The organism is Pantoea sp. Lij88 (assembly GCF_030062155.1).
Lineage (GTDB): Bacteria > Pseudomonadota > Gammaproteobacteria > Enterobacterales > Enterobacteriaceae > Pantoea.
In genome coordinates this window covers 2,147,111-2,169,551 of record NZ_CP118269.1, presented here as the reverse complement: position 1 = coordinate 2,169,551, position 22,441 = coordinate 2,147,111, and the positions used below count along the sequence as shown (strand labels likewise).

Annotated in this window: 19 protein-coding genes; 9 read left to right on the top strand and 10 right to left on the bottom strand. The window is 57.1% G+C overall.

The genetic code is table 11. The features are described 5' to 3' along the window. From rsxD to ydgT, 6 genes are all read right to left on the bottom strand, one after another. Positions 1 to 1,059 carry an electron transport complex subunit RsxD gene (gene rsxD / locus PU624_RS13875; RefSeq protein ID WP_283545457.1) on the bottom strand — a complete coding sequence of 353 codons (1,059 nt, stop codon included), beginning with the start codon at positions 1,057 to 1,059 and terminating at the stop codon, positions 1 to 3. Beyond that, the gene (rsxC, locus tag PU624_RS13870) at positions 1,060 to 3,477 is read right to left on the bottom strand and encodes an electron transport complex subunit RsxC (protein WP_283545456.1); all 2,418 of its coding nucleotides are present in this window, start codon (positions 3,475 to 3,477) and stop codon (positions 1,060 to 1,062) included. Continuing rightward, positions 3,470 to 4,048 carry an electron transport complex subunit RsxB gene (gene rsxB / locus PU624_RS13865; RefSeq protein ID WP_010245386.1) on the bottom strand — a complete coding sequence of 193 codons (579 nt, stop codon included), beginning with the start codon at positions 4,046 to 4,048 and terminating at the stop codon, positions 3,470 to 3,472. Before rsxB ends, rsxC begins: the two co-directional genes overlap by 8 nt. Beyond that, positions 4,048 to 4,629 (bottom strand): electron transport complex subunit RsxA, encoded by a 582-nt coding sequence (gene rsxA / locus PU624_RS13860; protein WP_003853423.1) that lies wholly within the window; start codon positions 4,627 to 4,629, stop codon positions 4,048 to 4,050. Before rsxA ends, rsxB begins: the two co-directional genes overlap by 1 nt. 123 nt (positions 4,630 to 4,752) lie before the next feature. Further along, the gene (locus PU624_RS13855; protein ID WP_283545455.1) at positions 4,753 to 5,196 is read right to left on the bottom strand and encodes a DUF2569 domain-containing protein; all 444 of its coding nucleotides are present in this window, start codon (positions 5,194 to 5,196) and stop codon (positions 4,753 to 4,755) included. A 110-nt stretch (positions 5,197 to 5,306) separates the two neighbouring features. Then, the gene (ydgT, locus tag PU624_RS13850) at positions 5,307 to 5,522 is read right to left on the bottom strand and encodes a transcription modulator YdgT (RefSeq protein WP_090961338.1); all 216 of its coding nucleotides are present in this window, start codon (positions 5,520 to 5,522) and stop codon (positions 5,307 to 5,309) included. 685 nt (positions 5,523 to 6,207) lie between these two features. Between ydgT and ytfQ the strand changes: the two genes are divergently transcribed. The 4 genes from ytfQ to yjfF all read left to right on the top strand — a co-directional run bounded on the left by ytfQ (position 6,208) and on the right by yjfF (position 10,753). Next, positions 6,208 to 7,164: a galactofuranose ABC transporter, galactofuranose-binding protein YtfQ gene (gene ytfQ / locus PU624_RS13845; protein ID WP_283545454.1), complete on the top strand. Its 957-nt coding sequence runs from the start codon at positions 6,208 to 6,210 to the stop codon at positions 7,162 to 7,164. Positions 7,165 to 7,240: 76 nt separating this feature from the next. After that, a complete protein-coding gene (locus PU624_RS13840) occupies positions 7,241 to 8,761 on the top strand; it encodes a sugar ABC transporter ATP-binding protein (RefSeq protein ID WP_283545453.1) in 1,521 nt (506 codons plus the stop codon). Beyond that, positions 8,754 to 9,770: a galactofuranose ABC transporter, ATP-binding protein YtfT gene (gene ytfT, locus PU624_RS13835; protein WP_010245375.1), complete on the top strand. Its 1,017-nt coding sequence runs from the start codon at positions 8,754 to 8,756 to the stop codon at positions 9,768 to 9,770. Before PU624_RS13840 ends, ytfT begins: the two co-directional genes overlap by 8 nt. Beyond that, positions 9,767 to 10,753 (top strand): galactofuranose ABC transporter, permease protein YjfF, encoded by a 987-nt coding sequence (gene yjfF / locus PU624_RS13830; RefSeq protein ID WP_283545452.1) that lies wholly within the window; start codon positions 9,767 to 9,769, stop codon positions 10,751 to 10,753. The genes ytfT and yjfF overlap by 4 nt, the downstream gene beginning before the upstream one ends. 43 nt (positions 10,754 to 10,796) lie before the next feature. Here yjfF and PU624_RS13825 read toward each other — a convergent pair whose 3' ends face one another. From PU624_RS13825 to PU624_RS13815, 3 genes are all read right to left on the bottom strand, one after another. After that, entirely contained in the window at positions 10,797 to 11,264 is a 468-nt protein-coding gene (locus tag PU624_RS13825) for a GNAT family N-acetyltransferase (RefSeq protein ID WP_283547985.1), read from the bottom strand. A gap of 573 nt (positions 11,265 to 11,837) precedes the next feature. Beyond that, entirely contained in the window at positions 11,838 to 13,337 is a 1,500-nt protein-coding gene (araA, locus tag PU624_RS13820) for an L-arabinose isomerase (RefSeq protein WP_283545451.1), read from the bottom strand. An 8-nt stretch (positions 13,338 to 13,345) separates the two neighbouring features. Continuing rightward, positions 13,346 to 15,031: a ribulokinase gene (locus PU624_RS13815; protein ID WP_283545450.1), complete on the bottom strand. Its 1,686-nt coding sequence runs from the start codon at positions 15,029 to 15,031 to the stop codon at positions 13,346 to 13,348. Between the two features lie 365 nt (positions 15,032 to 15,396). Here PU624_RS13815 and PU624_RS13810 point away from each other — a divergent pair, with 365 nt between their 5' ends. From PU624_RS13810 to PU624_RS13790, 5 genes are all read left to right on the top strand, one after another. Next, a complete protein-coding gene (locus PU624_RS13810) occupies positions 15,397 to 16,380 on the top strand; it encodes an arabinose ABC transporter substrate-binding protein (protein ID WP_003853437.1) in 984 nt (327 codons plus the stop codon). A gap of 99 nt (positions 16,381 to 16,479) precedes the next feature. Further along, complete coding sequence (gene araG / locus PU624_RS13805; RefSeq protein ID WP_283545449.1) at positions 16,480 to 18,000, top strand: L-arabinose ABC transporter ATP-binding protein AraG; 1,521 nt, start codon at positions 16,480 to 16,482, stop codon at positions 17,998 to 18,000. Between the two features lie 12 nt (positions 18,001 to 18,012). Continuing rightward, positions 18,013 to 18,996: an L-arabinose ABC transporter permease AraH gene (araH, locus tag PU624_RS13800; RefSeq protein WP_013357784.1), complete on the top strand. Its 984-nt coding sequence runs from the start codon at positions 18,013 to 18,015 to the stop codon at positions 18,994 to 18,996. Between the two features lie 76 nt (positions 18,997 to 19,072). Next, complete coding sequence (araC, locus tag PU624_RS13795; protein WP_003853440.1) at positions 19,073 to 19,990, top strand: arabinose operon transcriptional regulator AraC; 918 nt, start codon at positions 19,073 to 19,075, stop codon at positions 19,988 to 19,990. A 102-nt stretch (positions 19,991 to 20,092) separates the two neighbouring features. Continuing rightward, the gene (locus tag PU624_RS13790) at positions 20,093 to 21,139 is read left to right on the top strand and encodes an oxidoreductase (protein WP_283545448.1); all 1,047 of its coding nucleotides are present in this window, start codon (positions 20,093 to 20,095) and stop codon (positions 21,137 to 21,139) included. A gap of 297 nt (positions 21,140 to 21,436) precedes the next feature. Here the strand turns inward: PU624_RS13790 and add are convergent, their stop codons facing one another. Then, positions 21,437 to 22,432 (bottom strand): adenosine deaminase, encoded by a 996-nt coding sequence (gene add, locus PU624_RS13785; protein WP_283545447.1) that lies wholly within the window; start codon positions 22,430 to 22,432, stop codon positions 21,437 to 21,439. Positions 22,433 to 22,441: the final 9 nt, after the last annotated feature.

Here is a 22,441-nt window from a genome sequence, read left to right as displayed (position 1 = left end):
TTAATCCTTCTGATGGCCGTAAACGCGCGGCTGGGTGTAGTAATCAATGAGCGGCACGCAGATATTCGCCAGCAGCACAGCAAACGCCACGCCATCGGGATAACCGCCAAAGCTGCGGATCAGCCAGACCAGCAGTCCAATCAGCGCGCCATACACCAGGCGACCACGGTTAGTCGTGGAAGCGGTCACCGGATCGGTGGCAATGAAGAACGCACCCAGCATGGTGGCACCGGAGAACAGGTGAATCAGCGGACTGTTCAGCGATTCCGGTGAGAAGAACCAGCCCAGCGTGGCGCAGAACGCCAGTGACAGCAGCATCGCAGCAGGGATATGCCAGCGAATCGCGCTCTTCCAGAGCAGGAACAGACCGCCCGCCAGATAACCCACGTTAACCCACTGCCAGCCGAGGCCCGCCAGCACGCCGCTGTAAATTGGCTGCGCCAGCAACTGGTCGGCGCTATGACCGGCGCGTAAACCGGTTTTAAAGGTATCAAGCGGCGTCGCCTGGCTGATGCCATCGACACCCATCTGTAACTGCTGCATGGTTTCACCCGCCAGCGTGTGGCCCTGGAAGACCATACTCAGACTGTCCATCAGTCCGGGTTTAATCGCCTGAAGGGTGTCAGGCGGCAGCCAGCTGGTCATCTGTACCGGGAAGGAGATCAGCAGCACCACATAGCCAACCATCGCCGGGTTAAACGGGTTCTGGCCCAGACCGCCATACAGCTGTTTAGCAATGACGACCGCAAACAGCGTGCCGATCACTACCAGCCACCACGGTGCCAGCGGTGGCAGGCTGATACCGATCAGCACGGCGGTCAGCAGCGCCGAGTTATCCGCCAGCGTGCTGGCAACCGGTGCTTTGCGCAGACGCAGAATCGCCGCTTCGGTCAGCCAGGCGGTCAGCGTTGCCAGTAAAACCTGCAAAAAGGTGCCGTAGCCAAAGAAATAACACTGTGCAGCAAAACCCGGCACCGCGGCCAGCACCACCAGCAGCATGATGTTGCCGGTGCTGCGGCGATTATGGGTGTAGGGAGAACTTGCGATACGAAAAGCCATTTAATCCTCAAGCGTCGTAGACGACTGCGCTTTACGCGCTTTGGCACGGGCGATGGCGGCAGCAATAGCAGCTTTGCGCGCATCATCGGGTTGATTCAGTTCAGGTGCCTGTTCAGGTTCAGAATTAGCGTTGTTGGCCTGCTCCTGAGCCTGCTCCGCGTTCTCCACCGCAAAATGCGCGGCGGTGGCCAGTGCGGCGGCGTCGCGTGACGCGGCATCCGCATCACTTTCAGCCTGCGCGGCTTTCTTCGCTTTGGCGCGGGCGATAGCGGCCTGGATCGCGGCTTTACGCGGATCGATTTCAGCTTCCGGCGCGGCGTCTGCAGCGCTATCCGATGCAGAGGGAGTCGTCGCGGCTTCCGCCTGTGCGGCCTTCTTCGCTTTAGCGCGGGCGATAGCGGCCTGCACTGCGGCTTTACGCGGATCGATTTCAGCTTCCGGCGCGGCGTCTGCAGCGCTATCCGATGCAGAAGGAGTCGTCGCGGCTTCCGCCTGTACGGCTTTCTTCGCTTTGGCGCGGGCAATGGCTGCCTGCACTGCGGCCTTACGCGGATCGGTTTCAGCTTCTGGTGAGGCGTCTGCAGCGCTTTCCGATGCAGCCGGCGCCGTCACCTCAGCGGTTTCCGCCTGTGCGGCCTTCTTCGCTTTCGCGCGGGCTACCGCCGCTTCGACAGCGGCTTTGCGCGGATCGACGCTGGCTTCAGCCCCGGTATCCACCGCATCAGCCGGAGCGACTTTTTTCGCTTTCGCTCTGGCAATCGCAGCCTCAACCGCCGCTTTACGCGGATCGACGGACTGACGCGTTACCGGCTGGGTTTCAGCCTGCGCCTCGGCCTGACGCAGACGCGCCTGTGCATGGCGGGCTTCACGCTGCGCTTCGAGCGTCGCTTCATCCGGCTCAGCGGCCTGGCGGGCTTTCACGCGCGCTTTAGCTGCGGCCAGTTCGTGGGTATCCGTGCGGGCCACGCGCTGTTTCGCCTCTTCATGACGCGCTTCACGGGCCTGCTTCTCACGCTCCAGTCTCGCCTGACGTGCTTCGAAACGCGCTTTGGCTTCCAGCGTGCGTTTCGCTTCCAGATCGATGGCGCGCAGTTCGGCTTTTTCCTGGCGGTAATATTGCACCAGCGGGATGTTACTCGGGCAGACATAGGCGCAGGCCCCACATTCGATGCAGTCATCGATGTGGTGTGAGCGCGCTTTATCGTGATCGCCGCCCTGGCTGAACCAGTAAAGCTGCTGCGGCAGCAGCTTAGCCGGACAGGCATCGGCACAGGCGGAACAGCGAATGCAGGACTGCTCTTCATCGTTGTTGCCCATCTCACTGGCGGAGGGGGCAAGAATACAGTTGGTGATCTTCACCACCGGCACATCCAGCGATGGCAGGGTAAAGCCCATCAGCGGACCGCCCATAATCACCATCTGACGCGGCGCAGGCGTGAATCCGACCTGATGCAGCAGATGGCTGATGGGGGTGCCGAGACGGCTCCAGACGTTACGCGGCTGGGCAATCGCCTCGCCGGTCAGCGTCACCACACGTTCGGTAATCGGTTCGCCATTGATGATGGCGCGCTTTACGGCCCAGGCCGTGCCGACGTTCTGCATCAACACGCCGATATCAGTCGAGCGTCCACCGTGCGGCACTTCCAGACCGGTCAGAATGCGGGTCAGCTGTTTGGCACCGCCGGACGGATATTTGGTCGGGATCACCCGGATTTGCAGGTCGCGCTCGCTGCCCAGCGCCTGTTTCAGCGCGGCAATCGCTTCAGGTTTGTTATCTTCAATGCCAATCAGCACCCGCTCAGCCTGTAACACCCAGGCGAGAATGCGGCTGCCTTCCAGTACCTCGGCGGCATAATCCTGCATCAGGCGATCGTCAGCGGTGATATAAGGCTCGCACTCTGCCGCATTGATAATCAGGGTTTTCACCCCGCGCAGGCCGCCTTTCAGTTTAGTGGCGGTGGGGAAGCCCGCGCCGCCGAGACCCGCGATGCCCGCGTCGTGAATACGCTGCACAATATCGGTGCGGGGATGCTGACGGTAGTCAGGCAGCGGATCGAGTGGCATCCAGCGGTCGTCACCATCGGGCGTCAGGAAGATGCACAGCTCAGAGAGACCGGAAGGATGCGCGGTCATATGCTGACCGATATCCTCAATCACGCCGGAGGTGGGCGCATGGACCGGCAGCATACGGCCCGTGCCAAACGTCAGGGGCTGACCGCGCAGTACTTTGTCGCCAGGCGCAACGCAGATCTCACCTTCGTGTCCGATGTGCTGTTTCAGCGGAATAATAAAACGGTGCGGCAACGGCAGTTCGCTGAGCGGCGTGCCGTTGGACTGGGTTTTCATTTCCGGCGGATGAATACCGCCCTGAAAATCCCAGACCTTCTCTTTTTTCAGGAAGTTAAACAGATTAAGCATGAGTTTCTACCGGGATCACCCGTACAGGAATGGTATTCAAATCCCACTTCCAGTTAGCTGGCGTGGTGGCAACCGGACGCATTTCAATACAGTCAGTCGGGCAGGGCGCGACACAGAGATCGCAGCCGGTGCAGACATCGCTCAGCACGGTGTGCATGGCGCGGGTTGCCCCGACAATCGCATCCACCGGACAGGCCTGAATACATTTGGTGCAGCCAATGCAGTTGGCTTCATCGATAAAGGCGACGGTGCGCACCGGCTCTTTCGCCGTTTCATCACCATCAATAGGCTGCGGTTCAACGTTAAGCAGCGCGGCCAGCTTGAGCATGGTCTGTTCACCGCCAGGCGCGCATTTATTGATCGCTTCACCGTTGTTGCCGACCGCGTCCGCATAGGGACGGCAGCCCGGATAGCCGCACTGGCCACACTGGCTCTGCGGCAGAATCGCATCAATCTGCTCAACGATAGGGTCTTCTTCGACTTCAAAGCGACGCGAGGCGTAACCCAGCAGGGCGCCGAACACCAGGCTCAGTGCACTCAATACGGCAACAGCAATCCAGATCGCGGTCATCAGAATTTCACCAGACCGCTGAAGCCCATAAACGCCAGCGCCATCAGTCCCGCCGTGATCAGGGCGATGGAGTTGCCTTTAAACGGGGCAGGCACATTGGCCAGCACCAGGCGCTCACGCATACCGGCGAACAGCACCATCACCAGCGAGAAGCCGATAGAGGCACTGAAACCGTAAAGCGCAGCCTGCATAAAGGTGTGGTTAAGGTTGACGCTCAGAAGAGGCACACCCAGCACCGCACAGTTGGTGGTGATCAGTGGCAGAAAGATACCCAGCAGGCGATAGAGCGACGGGCTGGTTTTACGCACCACCATCTCGGTGAACTGCACGACGACGGCGATCACCAGGATATAAGCCATGGTACGCAGATAGACCAGATCCAGCGGCAGCAGGATCAGATGGTTGACCAGCCAGGCGCAGATCGAGGCCAGGGTGATCACGAATGTCGTGGCGAGGCCCATGCCAATCGCCGTTTCCAGTTTTTTGGAAACGCCCATAAAAGGACAAAGGCCGAGAAACTTCACTAACACGAAGTTATTCACCAGCACGGTGCCAACAAAGAGAAGCAGATAATCGGTCATTTTTTCGCCTGGGAGCCAGAAAGCGGCTTATTATCATTGATAGCGCGGCGTATCTCAACACCCGCGCCACCCGCAAGGCGGCAGACCGCACTCAGAATTAAATTCCTGACATAACTCACAGCGTTACGGCGCGATAAAGGTCGTTTTTACCCGTGCTGAGCGTTTGAAATAGGGCACAAACACCGCAGCGGCCAGCAGCGACAGCAGTAATGTCTGAAGGGCACGGCTATCGGCGACCGGGGTAAAAGCGAACGTTTTCAGCGCCAGCAGCACGGTAATCAGCAACCAGAGCAGATAATGGCGCGGCAGACGTCGGGAGCGCTTCAGGAACAGCCAGCTGATCCAGAGGCTATAGGCCCAGACCGCCACGGCGGTGAGCAGGGAAATGGCCCAGTAAGAGAAGAGGGTGCTGCCGTGAGAAAACAGCGCCACACGCCATTCCGGATTAAACAGTGGTGTCAGATACATCGCCAGCACCAGAACGGTGGTTAACAGGGTCATTATCAGCCAGGCCAGCGGCAGCAAAAGCCAGCCACCAATACGCGGCGCAGCAACCTGTTCATTCATCGTGGTTATTCCTGTCTCGGAGAGTCGAAGCGCAGCAGAATAACATGTCCAGAAGGGCACGCCCATCCGGACAGGGTCAGCGGTTTAAAAGACGATAAATCAGCCTGAAATCAGACCACGTAGCGCCACACCGTTCTGGGAACACAGCCGAGATCATATAACTTTCCACCAGAGACCAGTTCAGCACGTCGATGATCGGCCGCCCGGTACATATTGATAATTTCCATATCATTGGTGAGGGAGTAATTAAGATGATCGAAAAGCTTTTCCAGACTGTCTGAATTATTTACTTTGCGGAATTTAAGCAGGTAATCGTGCGCAGTCATCATTGCCATAACAGATAGAAGTAACAAAGGAGTGCTCAGTATAGAGAGCAGGCTTGGGCTGTCCAGATCATGAGGGTGAAAAATGCCGAAAATCAGACAAAAGCACCTTATTAGTCACTAAAACTCCATATTTAGCTTTTTTACTATTGTCAGAGCGGCTAACTCAACGCCTTAATCTTAAACGGCTCATTAATGCACACGGCAGCGCATGGGAAGAAATCCGTAAAAACAGCCGCAAAATATTATTTTTATTTCATTAAGCGTCGACAGCGTGCCTGCGCCTTCTTTCTGACCCTTTCAGCGCTGCAAAATTCACCCTTCAGCCACTGCCGCTATAGAAACGTTTCGCTCCTGAACTGAAGTCGCTGGCGACTGTGCGGACAATCACAAAACCCATTTTTTGTTCATCCCGAACCCGATAACCCGTTTTGTACGCCTGTCTGTAATCGTTTCCAGTGACGATAAACATAAGCGATTCTGTTTATTACAATTATTTAACGGGCACTGTCATCTTAATCAGCCGTTTTATCCATAACCCCCCTGTCAGCGAACCCGCACCTGTGCACGTAACCCCTTTAAATTGCTCTGTTTTGTGAAGTGTGTCGCCATTATGCACCCTTTTTTAGTCCAGTCTAAGCAGGCTCTCTACCCTAAACAGCAAACGCCTTTCAGAGGATAAAAAACTATGTGGAAACGTTTACTTCTGACCACGCTGGTCAGCGCCGCGTTAACCGGCCCGGTCCTTGCCGCAGATATGACGGTCGGCTTCTCGCAGGTCGGTTCAGAATCTGGCTGGCGCTCAGCGGAAACCAACGTAGCGAAAAGCGAAGCCAAAAAACGCGGAATCACCCTGAAAATCGCCGATGGACAGCAGAAACAAGAGAACCAGATCAAGGCAGTACGCTCGTTCATTGCCCAGGGCGTTGATGCCATCTTTATTGCGCCGGTGGTTCAGACTGGCTGGGAGCCGGTACTGGAAGAAGCCAAAGATGCCAAAATCCCGGTTTACCTGCTGGACCGCGCCATCGTGGTGAAAGACAAATCGCTCTATCAGGCGGTGGTCACGGCGGACAACGTGCTGGAAGGCAAACTGATTGGCGACTGGCTGGTGAAAACCGTGGGCGACAAACAGTGTAACGTCGTGGAACTGCAGGGCACCGTGGGTGCCAGCGTGGCGATCGATCGTAAGAAAGGCTTTGCCGAAGCGATCAGTAACCATCCAAACATTAAAGTGATCCGCTCGCAGTCTGGTGACTTCACTCGCAGTAAGGGTAAAGAGGTGATGGAGAGCTTTATCAAGGCCGAGAACAACGGCAAAAACATCTGCATGGTGTACGCGCATAACGATGACATGGCGATCGGTGCCATCCAGGCAATTAAAGAAGCGGGCCTGAAACCCGGCAAAGATATTCTGACCGGCTCGATTGATGGTGTGCCGGATATCTACAAAGCGATGCTGGCGGGTGAGGCGAACGCCAACGTTGAGCTGACGCCGAACATGGCTGGCCCGGCGTTTGATGCGCTGGAAAAATTCAGGAAAGATGGCACGCTGCCGCCAAAAGTGATCAAGACCGAGTCGAAGCTGTTCCTGCCTGCCGACGCGCAGAAGGAGCTGGATAAGAAAAATGGTATGGGTTACTGATTCACAGACCCGCCACAGACCAGCCGCAGACCGCCCTACGGGGCGGTTTTTCATGACGTAAGGCGGAGTGAGCAGAATGACCACGCAAAATGAAACACCGCTGTTATCCATCAGCGGCGTCAGCAAAGGTTTTCCCGGCGTTAAAGCGCTGAGCAATGTTTCCTTTGATATCCGCAAAGGGGAGATCATGGCGCTGCTGGGCGAGAACGGCGCGGGCAAATCCACCCTGATCAAAGTGCTGACCGGTGTTTACAGCCGTGATGCCGGCACGATCACCCTGAATGGTGAACCGATTACGCCGCATAATACGGCGCAGGCGCAGGAGATGGGCATCGGCACCGTTTATCAGGAAGTGAATATGCTGCCGAACATGTCGGTGGCGGATAACCTTTATATTGGCCGTGAGCCGCGCCGGTTTGGCATGATCGATCGTCGGAAAATGGTGCGCGATGCCGATGCGCTGATGCGGAATTACGGTTTTTCCCTCGATGTGACGCGCCCGCTGGGCCACTACTCAGTCGCGATGCAGCAGATTATCGCCATCTGCCGCGCGGTCGATCTCTCGGCCCAGGTGTTGATCCTCGATGAGCCGACCGCCAGTCTGGATGCCAGTGAAGTCGAAATGTTGTTTACCCTGATGGCGCAGTTAAAAGCCAAAGGGATGAGCCTGATTTTTGTGACCCACTTCCTCGACCAGGTGTACCGAATTACTGACCGGATTACCGTGCTGCGTAACGGGCAGTTTATCGCGACCCGCGATACCGCCACGCTGCCGCAGATTGAACTGATTAAGCTGATGCTGGGGCGTGAACTGCTGGAGACGGCGTTGCAGCGTCAGGGCAGCACGCTGCGCAGTAATCAGCCGGTGGTGTCGTTTGAAGATTACGGCAGGAAGGGGACTATCGAACCCTTTAATCTGTCGGTTCGTCCCGGTGAAGTCGTCGGCCTGGCCGGTCTGCTGGGTTCAGGGCGCACCGAAACCGCCGAGGTGTTGTTTGGTATTCGACGTGCCGATCGTGGAACTGCGAAGATCAAAGGGAAAGTGCAGAAGATTACTAACCCGGCGAAAGCCTCACAGCTTGGCATGGGCTTTTGCCCGGAAGATCGTAAGACGGACGGGATTATCGGCGCGGCCTCAGTCCGCGAAAATATTATTCTGGCCTTGCAGGCGCAGCGCGGCTGGTTACGGCCGATTAAGAAGCGTGAGCAGCAGGCGATTGCCGACCGTTTTATTAAGAGTCTGGGCATTCGCACGCCGCACGCCGGGCAGCCGGTGGAGCTGTTATCGGGCGGCAATCAGCAGAAGGTGTTGCTGTCGCGCTGGCTGGTGACCAAACCACAGTTTTTAATCCTCGACGAGCCGACGCGCGGTATCGATGTGGGCGCGCACGCCGAGATTATCCGTTTAATTGAATCCCTGTGCGCCGATGGTCTGGCGCTGCTGGTGATCTCCTCTGAACTCGAAGAGCTGGTCGGTTATGCCGATCGGGTGTTGATCATGCGCGATCTGAAGCAGGTGGCAGAAATTCCGCTGGAGCAGCTTTCGGTGGCGTCGATCGTGAATGCTATCGCGGACGGAGGGGCAAAACATGCTTGAGTCTCCTATGACATCTGAAAAAACGCCACGTCGTAAGCTGAAACTGCCGCCAGGGATGCCGCAAATCGCCGCGCTGTTGCTGGTGCTGTTGATCGACAGTCTGGTGGCCAATAACTTTTTTGCGGTGCATCTGCAGGATGGCCGTCTGTTTGGCAGTCCGATCGATATTCTTAACCGTGCGGCGCCGGTTGCCCTGCTGGCGATTGGGATGACGCTGGTGATCGCCACCGGCGGTATCGATCTTTCCGTGGGTGCGGTGATGGCAATCGCGGGCGCGACGGCTGCGACACTGACCGTCGCTGGCCACGGTGTGCCGTTTATTATTCTCTGCACGCTGGGAACCGGTTTAGCCTGTGGTGTGTGGAATGGGGTGCTGGTGGCGCTGCTGCGTATTCAGCCGTTTGTTGCCACGCTGATTCTGATGGTCGCCGGGCGCGGTATCGCTCAGCTGATTACCCAGGGACAGATTGTGACGTTCGACAGTGACAGTCTTGGCTGGTTTGGTAACGGCTCGCTGTGGATGTTGCCGGTGCCGGTCTGGATCACGCTAGTCGTGGCGCTGGCCGTCTGGCTGCTGACGCGCAAGACCGCGCTGGGTCTGTTTATCGAAGCGGTGGGGATTAACCTGCGCGCTGCCCGCAATGCGGGTGTGACCGGCTGGCTGGTGGTGATGTCCACTTACGCGATCAGTGGTGTCTGTGCTGCTGTTGCGGGTCTGATTGTCGCAGCTGATATTCGCGGTGCGGATGCCAATAACGCCGGTCTATGGCTGGAGCTGGATGCGATTCTCGCCGTGGTCATCGGTGGTGCATCGCTGATGGGGGGCCGTTTTAATCTGGTGTTGTCGCTGATTGGCGCACTGATTATCCAGTCGATGAATACCGGGATTCTGCTTTCCGGCTTCCCGCCTGAGCTGAATCAGGTGGTGAAAGCGGTGGTGGTGATGTGTGTGCTGTTACTGCAGTCACCGCGGTTTATTGCGATGTTGAAACGGAGACGCCCGACATGATTAAACGTCATCTTCCGCTGATGATCACCTTACTGGTGTTTGTGGCGGGTTACCTGTTCTGTCTGAGTCAGTTTCCGGGCTTCGCCTCCACCCGGGTGATCTGCAATATCCTGACCGATAACGCCTTCCTGGGCATTATCGCCGTCGGCATGACCTTTGTGATTTTATCGGGCGGTATCGATCTGTCGGTCGGCGCGGTGATTGCCTTTACCGGCGTGTTTCTGGCGCGCGCAATTGGCGATTTCCATGTCGATCCGTTGCTGGCGTTTGCGCTGATTCTCTCCATGGGCGCGCTGTTCGGTGCCATGATGGGCTGGCTGATCGATGCGCTGAAGATCCCGGCCTTTATCATTACGCTGGCGGGGATGTTTTTCCTGCGCGGCTGCAGTTATCTGGTGTCTGAGAACTCGATTCCCATCGATCATCCGTTTTACACCATGCTGTCCAGTCTGGCGTGGAAAGTCCCGGGCGGAGGGCGTCTCAGTCTGCTGGCAGTGATTATGCTGGTGGTGGTGTTTGGCGGGATTATTCTGGCGCACCGTACGCGCTTTGGTAACCGCGTTTACGCCATCGGCGGCAATATGACGTCGGCGCAGCTGATGGGCGTTTCAACCCGTGCCACCACCATTAAGATTTATATGCTTTCCACCACGCTGGCGACGCTGGCTGGCATTGTGTTCTCTATTTACACCTCGGCAGGTTATGCGCTGGCCGGGCTGGGTGTAGAGCTGGATGCGATCGCGTCGGTGGTGATTGGCGGCACGTTGTTGTCGGGCGGTGTCGGAACGGTGCTGGGCACGCTGTTTGGTGTGTTGATTCAGGGTCTGATTCAGACCTGGATTAACTTTGACGGTACGCTGAGTTCGTGGTGGACCAAGATCGCTATCGGGATTCTGCTGTTTGCGTTTATCGCGCTGCAGCGGTTACTGACGGTAATCTGGGATCGTCAGCAGAACGCACCGGTTAAACGCATACCTACCTGAGTATTGAGTATTCTGGATAAAAGCGGCTCTCAGGAGCCGCTTTTTACTGCGCCAGAGGCAGCACCATTACTGTAACGTCTTCACCCGCTATGTGCCGCTGTTCCACCGCCTGCCATCCTGAACGCTGATAGTATGCCTGTTGATCGGGGGTATAGAGCCAGAGTTCGCCAATCTGCTGTTGTCTTGCTCGCGCTATTGCCCGCTGGATCAAGGCTTTTGCCACGCCCTGGCCCCGGAATTTTTTGTCTGTAACCACTTCACCTATCCAGTATTCCCTTGCCGCGATGTCGTCCAGTTCATAACGGATGACGCTGCAGGTCGCGATAACCGTTTCGCCATCCGGCGTGGCAACAAAAGTAAATTCCGCCGAGGCTGTCTGGTTCCGCTGTTTTAAGCGCTCAAGGATGGTGGGCTGATGCGACCATGCGGGGAGATGTGACCATTCAGCATGCAGCAGTTGTGCGGTTTGCGGCGCGTAGTCGGGCTGCTGGTTCAGATCGGCAATTTGCATGGCGCTGGCTACCTTTGTTTTATCAGGTATGTAGCAATACAGGCTTGTGGGAGAAAGTGCAAGTTGATGAAAGAATTGAGTTTTAGCAAAGAGACCGGTGCTCTTATGTCTTACCGGGAAAACAATCGCTATGGGATTCAGGTGCAAGGTCAGGAAAGGTATGCCTGATAGCAAAGGATTCCCGCATCCATGCGGATCGGCCGCGCCATCCCTGGCGCGGACGCTTTGCTCTTCAGGCATACCATTCCTTCCCGGCTGGGCTTGATCATTGCTGTCAGAAATACGTGCGGAATTGTGAGGAAGGAGGGGATGGCGGGCAGTGGAGTAAAGCGTCCGCCGCATGGACAAAAACGCCGGGAGCGTTTTTGAACAACGCGGAGCGTTGGCCCGCTTGCGGGCGAGCCTCAGGGATGAGGCGAGTAGTCCGGCGGCAGAGCCTACAGGGATGTATTTACGGCGTCTTTACGCAACGCCCGCCATTTCCGACTGAATTGCACTGATTCTCTACCAAACGGCGCCTTACCTTCCCTGAAACTATCTTTTAAAGAGTCCTAAGGCGCCAATGATCGCTAATTAACGTTTCAACCGGTAATACGCTTCATTCCAGCGCAGCGCATCTTTAAACGCTGGCAAGGTGGTGTGCTCATCAATCACCAGCACTTCGATGTCGTTCATCTCACCGTACAGATACATATCCTCCAGCGTCAGCGCCTGACTGAACACCGTATGGTGCGCGCCACCGCCCAGAATCCACGCTTCGGAGGCCGTTGCGAGTGAAGGCTGTGCTTTCCACAGCGCGCGTGCAACCGGTAACTTCGGCAGCGGTTTCGGCTGTTCGATAGCATCCACCACGTTAACCAGCAGACGGAAACGATCACCCATATCGATCACGCTGGCGTTAACCGCGCGACCGGCTGGCGTGGAGAAAATCATGCGTGCCGGATCGGCTTTATCACCAATGCCCAGGAACTGCACATCGATTAAAGGTTTCTCTTCAATGGCAATCGACGGGCAGACTTCCAGCATGTGTGAGCCAAGCACCAGATCGTTGCCTGGTGAGAAGTGATAGGTGTAATCCTCCATAAATGAGGTTCCACCTTTGCGATCGCCTGCCAGCACTTTGAAAATGCGCAGCAGCGCAGCCGTTTTCCAGTCACCTTCACCAGCGAACCCATAACCCTGACCCATCAGACGCTGTACCGCCAGACCCGGTAACTGCGTCATGCCGTGCAGTGTCTGGAAGTTGGTGGTAAAGGCATGGCAGCCTTCTGCTTCCAGAAAACGCTTCAGACCGAGTTCGATGCGCGCAGCATCCAGCACGTTCTGACGCTTTTCACCGCCAGAAGCGGCAACATCGGTAAAGCGATAGAGGCTTTCGTACTCGTCGATCAGCGCATTCACGTCGCCATCGCTGACGCCATTGATCACCTCAACCAGATCGCCAACGCCCCAGCCATTTACGGAATAACCGAACTGAATCTGTGCGGCGACTTTATCGCCTTCAGTCACGGCCACTTCACGCATGTTATCGCCAAAACGGGCGACTCTCAGCTGCTGGCTGGCCTGTTTTGCCAGGGCCGCACGCATCCAGTTACCGAGACGCTGCTGGCTGGCGCTGTCTTTCCAGTGACCGGTCACCACGCTGTGTTGCAGGCCCATACGTGCGCCAATGAAACCGAACTCGCGGCCGCCGTGTGCGGTCTGGTTCAGGTTCATAAAGTCCATGTCCATGCTGTCCCACGGGATCTCTGCATTGAACTGGGTGTGGAATTGCAGCAGCGGTTTATTCAGCACGCTCAGGCCGCCGATCCACATCCTGGCGGGAGAGAAAGTGTGCAGCCAGGTAATAATCCCGACGCACTGCTTGTCATAGTTAGCGTCGCGGCACAGGGCCAGCGCTTCATCCGGTGACTTCACCAGCGGTCTCAGCTCCAGACGCACGGGTAAACCGGCCTGATTCAACCCCTCGACGACCTGACGTGCATTCTGTTCAACCTGGCGTAACGTCTCCGGCCCGTAGAGGTGCTGCGTGCCGATGACAAACCACACGCTGTAACTGTTTGACTGTTCCATAAGACTCCTTACTTAGCGGAAGCGGGGTGGGCGGCGTATTGCGGTTCAGCCGTCACGCACCATTGTTGATAGCGTTGATAAAGTTGTTGATAGCGGGCGACGCGCGCCGGATCGGGCTGCAGCGTCACGGCAATCGGACTGGCCATGACCTGCTGTGCATCCGGGACGCTGGCGTGAACACCGGCGGCGACGGCGGCGAAAATGGCTGCACCCAGCGCACAGCACTCGTCAGAGGCGACAATATCCAGTGGCCGGTTCATCACATCGCAACAGGCCTGCATAATCGCCGGGGATTTCCGCGCGATACCGCCGAGGGTCAGAATGCTCTGGACCGGGATCTGCTGCTGCTCGAAGCACTCCATAATGGCGCGCGCGCCAAACGCGGTTGCCGCGACCAGTCCACCAAACAGCGCGGGCGCATCGGTGCCCAGATTCAGGTCGGTAATCACCCCTTTCAGCCGCTGATTGGCGTTGGGTGTGCGGCGACCGTTAAACCAGTCCAGCACCACCGGCAGATGGTCGAGCTGCGGATTAGCAGCCCAGGCTTCGGTCAGATCCTTAATCAGACTCTTTTGCATCTCAGCCAGCTGAGGCTTCAGTTCCGGATGCTGCTGCGCCGCCAGCTGCAATGGCCAGCCCAGTAAGCGGCTGAACCAGGCGTAGATATCACCAAAGGCAGACTGACCCGCCTCCAGTCCGATAGCACCGGGCACGACGCTGCCATCGACCTGACCACAGATGCCTTTAATATCGCGATCGCCAACCTTTTCTGCGTCAGCAATCAGGATGTCGCAGGTGGACGTGCCGATCACTTTCACCAGGGTATAAGGTTTGGCGCCGCCACCGACTGCGCCCATATGGCAGTCAAACGCGCCACCGGAGAGCGTGACGGTCTGCGTCAGGCCCAGACGCTGCGCCCATTCCGGGCTGAGCGTGCCGACCGGCAGATCGGCGGTCCAGGTCTCCGTAAACAGCGGTGAGTCGAGCTGCTGCGTTAACAGCGGGTCGAGCGCATTAAGGAAACCGACATCGGGCAGGCCGTTCCAGTCGCCGTGCCATAGCGCTTTATGTCCGGCGGCACATCGGCCACGACGCAGCTTGTCTGGCGCGGTGGTGCCGCTTAACAGAGCAGGCACCCAGTCGCACAGTTCGACCCAGGAGACCGCAGCCTCACGCACGGCCGCATCTTCGCGCGACACGTGCAGAATCTTCGCCCAGAACCACTCCGAGGAGTAAATGCCGCCGATATAGCGGCTGTAATCCTGGAAGCGGCCGCTGTGACACAGCTGATTGATCTCTTCTGCTTCTTCTATCGCCGTGTGATCTTTCCACAATACGAACATCGCGTTGGGGTTTTCGGCGAACTCCGGACGCAGTGCCAGCACGTTGCCGTCGCGGTCTATCGGCGCCGGGGTCGAGCCGGTGCTGTCAACGCCAATGCCGACCACGGCGTTGCGCTGATCTTCACTCAGTGCATTCAGAACGCCGAGCAGTGCCTGCTCCATTGCGTCGATGTAATCCTGTGGATGGTGACGAAAACGGTTAGTGTGCGGATCGCTGTATAAGCCCTGTTGCCAGCGCGGATAGCTGAACACCGCACTCTGCAGCTCTTTGCCGCTATGACAATCCACGGCCAGCGCACGCACCGAATCACTACCAAAGTCCAGCCCAAGGGTGATGGCTCCAGCACGCATCGGAATCTCCTGTAGTTAGTTAACTCCTGTATCCTGGGTTCGGCGCGCCAAATCAGTTAGTCATCGCTGGCTGACAATATGCACTTTTCTGTCATCGGCAGTGATTTTGTGATCCATTGCAAAAGTTAAGGTCCGGTTAAATTTGCTGAATATATGGATCATTTTGTCGTGATTTTAATGTGTGATACCGCTCTACATTTTTCTTCGCTAATACCGCTAAAACTAGCCCAGCGTCTGGACAGTCTGTCAGCACATGCCAGCCTAACGCACTGATTTATGGCTGTACCCACAAAACAAAACAAACTGGTAGCGTTTACACCGATTCGTTATTAGCAGCGAAAAATAACCTGGTACCGGAGAGCATCATGCATAAATTCACTAAAGCATTCGCGGCCATCGGCCTGGCAGCGGTTATGTCACAATCCGCTATCGCCGAGACCATGAAGCTGGGTTTTTTAGTCAAGCAACCAGAAGAACCCTGGTTCCAGACTGAATGGAAATTCGCCGATAAAGCGGGCAAAGATCTTGGCTTCGATGTCATCAAAATTGCCGTGCCGGATGGTGAAAAAACCCTGAATGCCATCGACAGCCTGGCGGCCAACGGCGCAAAAGGTTTTGTCATCTGTACCCCCGATCCGAAACTCGGCTCTGCCATCATGGCGAAAGCGCGTGGCTACGGTCTGAAAGTCATCGCAGTGGATGACCAGTTCGTCACCGCGAAAGGCAAACCGATGGACACCGTGCCATTGGTAATGATGGCCGCCACCAAAATCGGTGAGCGTCAGGGTCAGGAACTCTATAAAGAGATGCAGAAACGCGGCTGGGATGTAAAAACCACCGGCGTGATGGCGATTACCGCGAACGAACTCGACACCGCCCGTCGTCGTACCGGCGGCTCAATGGACGCGATCAAAGCCGCTGGCTTCCCGGCAGCGCAGATCTACCAGGTGCCAACCAAATCTAACGACATCCCTGGCGCGTTTGACGCCGGTAACTCTCTGCTGGTTCAGCATCCTGAAGTTAAACACTGGCTGATTGTCGGCATGAACGACAACACCGTGCTGGGCGGCGTGCGTGCCACCGAAGGTCAGGGCTTTAAAGCGGCTGACGTCATCGGCATCGGCATCAACGGCGTTGATGCCATCAGTGAACTGTCGAAAGACAAGGCGACCGGCTTCTACGGTTCGCTGCTGCCAAGCCCGGATATCCACGGCTACAAAAGCAGCCAGATGCTCTACAACTGGGTCAGCAAAGGTGAAGAGCCACCGAAATTCACCGAAGTTACTGATGTGGTGCTGATCACCCGTGACAACTTCAAAACTGAACTGGCGAAAAAAGGACTGATGTAACTCTGAGCCTGTCGGGCTGTCCGCAGCCCGGCATCCTTAATAGCCCATTTCGCGTCGCCCGCCATACCCGGCCGGTGGCGCGAAAGAGTGAGGATTAACATGAACACTGATTCAGCATTTCTGTCGTTTCATGGCATCAGTAAAACCTTCCCTGGCGTGAAAGCGTTGCAGGATATCTCTTTCGACTGCCGTGGCGGTGAAGTCCATGCTCTGATGGGCGAGAACGGCGCAGGCAAATCGACGCTGTTAAAAATACTCAGCGGCAGTTATCAGCCGAGCGGCGGTGAGATTCGCATTAAAGGCAAGCCGATGAGTTTTCAGCGCACCACGGATGCGCTGGACGCGGGCGTCGCCATTATTTACCAGGAACTGCATCTGGTGCCGGAAATGAGCGTGGCGGAGAACATCTATCTCGGCCAGATCCCGCACAAGCATGGGCTGGTTAACCGTAAGCTGATGCGTTTTGAAGCGGGCGTGCAGCTGAAAAATCTCGGCATGGATATCGATCCCGATATGCCACTGAAATATCTGTCGCTGGGGCAGTGGCAGATGGTAGAAATTGCCAAAGCGCTGGCGCGCAACGCGCGCATTATCGCCTTTGATGAGCCAACCAGCTCACTGTCAGCACGTGAAATCGACAACCTGTTCCGCGTCATCCGCCAGCTCCGCGAGGAGGGCCGGGTGGTGCTCTACGTTTCCCACCGCATGGAAGAGATCTTCGCCCTCAGCGATGCCATCACCGTGTTTAAAGATGGCCGCTACGTGCGGACGTTTACTGATATGGCGAACACCCATCACGACGATCTGGTGCAGGCGATGGTGGGACGTAACCTGGGTGATATCTATGGCTACTCACCGCGTCCCAAAGGGGACGTGCGGCTGGAGCTGGACAAGGTCGAAGCGAAGGGCGTGCGTACGCCCATTTCGCTGAAAGTCCATGCCGGTGAAATCGTCGGACTGTTTGGCCTGGTCGGTGCCGGACGCAGTGAGCTGCTGAAAGGCCTGTTTGGCGGCACGCGTCTGCGCGGCGGTCAGGTGATCCTGGACGGTAAACCGCTGCCGCTGCGGGAGCCTATCGACGCCATCCGCGCGGGCATCATGCTCTGCCCGGAAGACCGTAAAGCCGAGGGAATTATTCCGGTGCACTCGGTGCGCGACAACATCAACATCAGCGCCCGTCGTCACAATCTTACGGCTGGTTGCCTGATTAAAAATGGCTGGGAACACAAGAATGCCGACAGCCATATCCGCTCGCTGAACATCAAAACGCCCAGCGCCGATCAGCTGATCATGAACCTCTCCGGCGGTAACCAGCAGAAGGCGATTCTGGGACGCTGGCTCTCCGAAGATATGAAAGTGATCCTGCTGGATGAGCCCACGCGCGGCATCGATGTCGGTGCCAAACATGAAATTTATAACCTGATTTATCAGCTGGCGAACCGGGGCATTGCGGTGCTGTTCGCCTCAAGCGATTTACCGGAAGTGATGGGCCTGGCTGACCGCATCGTTGTGATGCGTGAAGGTGCCATTGCCGGTGAACTGCTGCACGACGACGCTACGGAGCAGCAGACGCTGAGCCTGGCGATGCCCAAAACCACTCAAGCGGCCGCCGTGGCCTGACAGGAGATCATCATGGCTTCATCCACGACCTCAAATACGCCGCAGCCCGCTTCACGCGGCGGCCTGCAGTTAGGTCGCATCTGGGACAACTTCGGCATGCTGGTGGTATTTGCACTGCTGTTTATTGTCTGTGCGATTTTTGTGCCGAACTTCGGCTCGTTTATCAATATGAAAGGCTTAGGGCTGGCGATGTCGATGTCCGGCATGGTCGCCTGCGGCATGCTGTTCTGTCTGGCCTCCGGTGATTTCGACCTGTCGGTCGCCTCGGTTATCGCCTGTGCCGGTGTCGTCACCGCCGTGGTGATCAACATGACCGAAAGCCTGTGGATTGGCGTCGCTGCCGGTCTGGTGCTCGGTATGATCACCGGCTTTATCAACGGCTTTGTAATCGCCCGGCTCAAGATCAATGCGTTGATCACCACGCTGGCGACGATGCAGATCGTGCGCGGCCTGGCTTATATCTTCTCTGACGGTAAAGCGGTCGGGATCGAAGATGAGCGCTTCTTTGAACTCGGCTTTGCCAACTGGCTTGGCGTACCGGCGCCAATCTGGCTGACCCTGGCGACCATGCTGATCTTCGGCTTCCTGCTCAACAAAACGACGTTTGGCCGGAATACGCTGGCGATTGGTGGCAATGAAGAGGCGGCGCGCCTGGCCGGTGTGCCGGTGGTGCGTACCCGCATCATCATCTTCATTCTTTCCGGTCTGGTTTCAGCGGCGGCGGGCATCATCCTGGCGTCACGTATGACCAGCGGACAGCCAATGACCTCCATCGGCTATGAGCTGGTGGTGATTTCTGCCTGCGTACTGGGTGGCGTGTCGCTGAAAGGTGGCATCGGCAAAATTTCTTACGTGGTGGCAGGGGTATTAATCCTCGGCACGGTAGAGAATGCGATGAATTTATTGAATATCTCGCCATTCTCACAGTATGTGGTGCGCGGTCTGATACTGTTAGCTGCGGTGATTTTTGACCGTTACAAACAGAAAAAAGCCTGATTGAACGAGTCGTTGGCCCGCAGAGGCAGAAGCCTCTGCGGGCTATCCGAACAATAACAGACTGAGTGAGGACGCTATGTATCACCGCGAATTACCGGCCGAGCAGCAAAACCCCCTGTTGCCGGGCTATTCATTTAATGCCTGGCTGGTGGCAGGGCTGACGCCCATCACCGCTGATGGCCCGCTCGATTTCTTTATCGACCGCCCGCACGGCATGAAAGGTTACATTCTGAATCTCACCATTAAAGGCAAAGGTCGGGTGTTCGACGGCGAGCGGGCGTTCGACTGCGAACCGGGCGAAATGCTGCTGTTTCAGCCAAAAACCGCCCACTACTATGGCCGTGCGCCGGACAGCCCGCAGTGGTTCCACCGCTGGGTCTATTTCCGTCCGCGCGCCTACTGGCATGACTGGCTGCGCTGGCAGGATGAGCAGGAGGGTGTGGGACGTCTGCTGCTGCCGGAATCGCTGCGCGGTGAATTCGACCGCCTGTTTGCCAGCATCGAACAGACCCACAATTCGGGCCGCCGATTTGCGGAAGAGCTGGCGATGAACCTGCTGGAACGGCTGCTGCTGCGTGCCGTTGAAGAAGATCCGCGCAGTCATCAACTCATCCGCGATCCGCGCGTGATTGAAGCCTGCCAGTATGTGACCAATCATCTCGCCAGCGAGGTCAAGATTGAAGAGGTGGCGCGCCACGTCTGCCTGTCACCGTCGCGGCTGGCGCACCTGTTCCGCGAGCAGATGGGTGTCAACCTGCTGCGCTGGCGTGAAGATCAGCGGGTTATCCGCGCCAAACTGCTGCTGCAGACCACCCAGGAACCGATCGCCTCGGTAGGGCGTGAAGTGGGTTACGACGACCAGCTCTATTTCTCACGGGTATTCCGTAAGCGTGTCGGTGTCAGTCCCAGCGACTTCCGCCGCCGTAATCAGGACGCGCACGACAGCCTGGCGGCACAGACGGCCTGGCCCCTGGCCCGGAGTGCTATCTCTTAGTTTTTTCGGGGGATTCCTTCTTGTCCTCACCTGGTTAATAGTCTTAAATCAATCAGGTTATCAATGATGGGCCTGACCAGTCAGGCTCTAAGAGGAATCCAAATGAGCGATAAATTACGTGTTGGTTTGATCGGCTACGGTTTTGCCAGTAAAACGTTTCACGCCCCGCTGATTGCAGGGACGCCGGATGTCGAGCTGGCAGCCATTTCCAGTAGCGATGCCAGCAAAGTCCACGCCGACTGGCCTGCCGTTAAGGTGGTGGCCGATCCTCAGGCGCTGCTGGACGATCCTACGCTGCAACTGATTGTCATTCCCACCCCTAATGACACCCACTTCCCGCTGGCTAAAGCGGCGCTGAACGCCGGTAAACATGTCGTGGTCGATAAGCCGTTTACCGTGACGTTGTCACAGGCGCGTGAGCTGGATGCGCTGGCGAAAGCCAAAGGGCTGCTGCTGTCGGTGTTCCATAACCGCCGCTGGGACAGTGATTTCCTGACGCTGAAATCCCTGCTGGAGGCGGGCTCGCTGGGAGAAGTGCGCTACTTCGAATCGCACTTTGACCGCTTCCGTCTGGAAGTGCGTAATCGCTGGCGTGAAATGAAGGGCGCAGGCAGCGGAATCTGGTATGACCTGGGGCCGCATCTGCTGGACCAGGCGCTGCAGCTGTTTGGCCCGCCGGTCGCCATCAATGTCGATCTGGCCGAGATGCGTCCGGGCGCGCAGACCACCGACTACTTCCACGCCACGCTGACTTATCCGCAGCGCCGCGTCGTGCTGCATGCCAGCATGCTGGTGGCGGCGGAATCTGCCCGTTACACCGTCCACGGCACGCGCGGCAGTTACGTCAAATATGGTCTGGATCCGCAGGAAGATCGCCTGAAGTCGGGCGATTTCCCGCCGCAGGAGGACTGGGGTTATGACATGCGCGACGGCACGCTGACGCTGGTTGAGGGTGATTCACTGACCGAAACCACACAGCTGACGCAGCCAGGCAACTATCCTGCCTACTATGCGGGCATCCGCGACGCGATTGCCGGACGTGGTAACAATCCGGTGACGGCGGAAGAGGCGATTCAGGTGATGGAGTTGATCGAGCTGGGTCTGCAGTCCGCCGAGAAACGCCAGACGCTGTCGCTGAAGCGCGTTTAATGGGTGAGTGTAATAATGGTCATTTAATACTTCGGGCAGATGACTGACAAGCTCAAAAGCGGGTAAGTACTACAGCAATAAATTTGCTCAACATTCAGGGAACGGGGTCAGAAGAGGAAAGCGTCCCGCGGCAGGACGGCGCGGGCCGAGCATGCCAGGGATGGCGGCTTTTGCGTCTTTCCGATCTGACCCCGTTCCCTGTGTAATCTCGGTCTTAAAGCCACCTGTCCTTGAGCATTTCCTTACATTAAAACGGGCCGGATATCCGGCCCGTTTTTTATGGCTGCAACGAGCAGATTACTGCACGCGGGCGCGGATAGCCGCTTTCTCAGCCTCGCTGAGGAAGGCAATCGTCAGTCCATTCTCCTGCGCCTGACGCATCTGCGCTGCGCTCAGACCGGCAGCCGGTGCGGCGTGCTGATACTCATGCGCCAGCTCAATGCCCTGAACCGCCGGGTCATCGGTGTTAATGGTCGCCAGAATGCCATGCTCCAGGAAGGTCTTCAGCGGATGCTGCGCCAGTGATGGCACGGTGCTGGTCTGGATGTTAGAGGTCAGGCATGATTCAACACCAATCCGGTGTTCCGCCAGGAAATCCATCAGTGCGCCATCTTCAATCGCTTTCACGCCGTGACCGATACGCTCAGCGCCCAGCTCGCGAATTGCCTGCCAGATACTTTCGGGTCCGGCCGCTTCGCCCGCATGCACGGTAACGCGGAAACCGGCATCGCGTGCCTGAGTAAAGTGGCTCAGGAACTCGCTGCCCGGGAAGCCCAGCTCATCACCCGCCAGATCGACCGCAGTGATGTGATCGCGATGAGCAAGCAGACCTTCCAGCTCACTCAGACAGGCATCTTCGCCAAACGTACGGCTCATAATACCAATCAGACGCACGTCGATATTGTGCTGCTGACGACCTGCGCGTACGCCATCGATCACCGCTTCAACCACACCGGCAATCGGCAGGTTGTGGGTCATCGCCATATAGCCAGGGGAAAAACGCAGTTCAGCATAGTGAATGCCCGCGCGCGCGGCATCTTCGACATTCTCCTGCGCAATGCGACGGCAGGCATCCAGATCGCCCAGCACTTTCACACCCCAGTCCAGCTTCTGCAGGAAGCTGACCAGGTCAGGTTCGTTCTCGCCGACCTGCACATGCGGAAGCAGCGTCTCAAGCGTGGTGGCGGGCAGGGTAAGGTTAAACTGGCGACCTAAATCGAGAATGGTTTGTGCACGAATGTTGCCATCAAGGTGGCGGTGAATATCAGTCAGAGGAATTTTAGAATCGATCATGGCGCACTC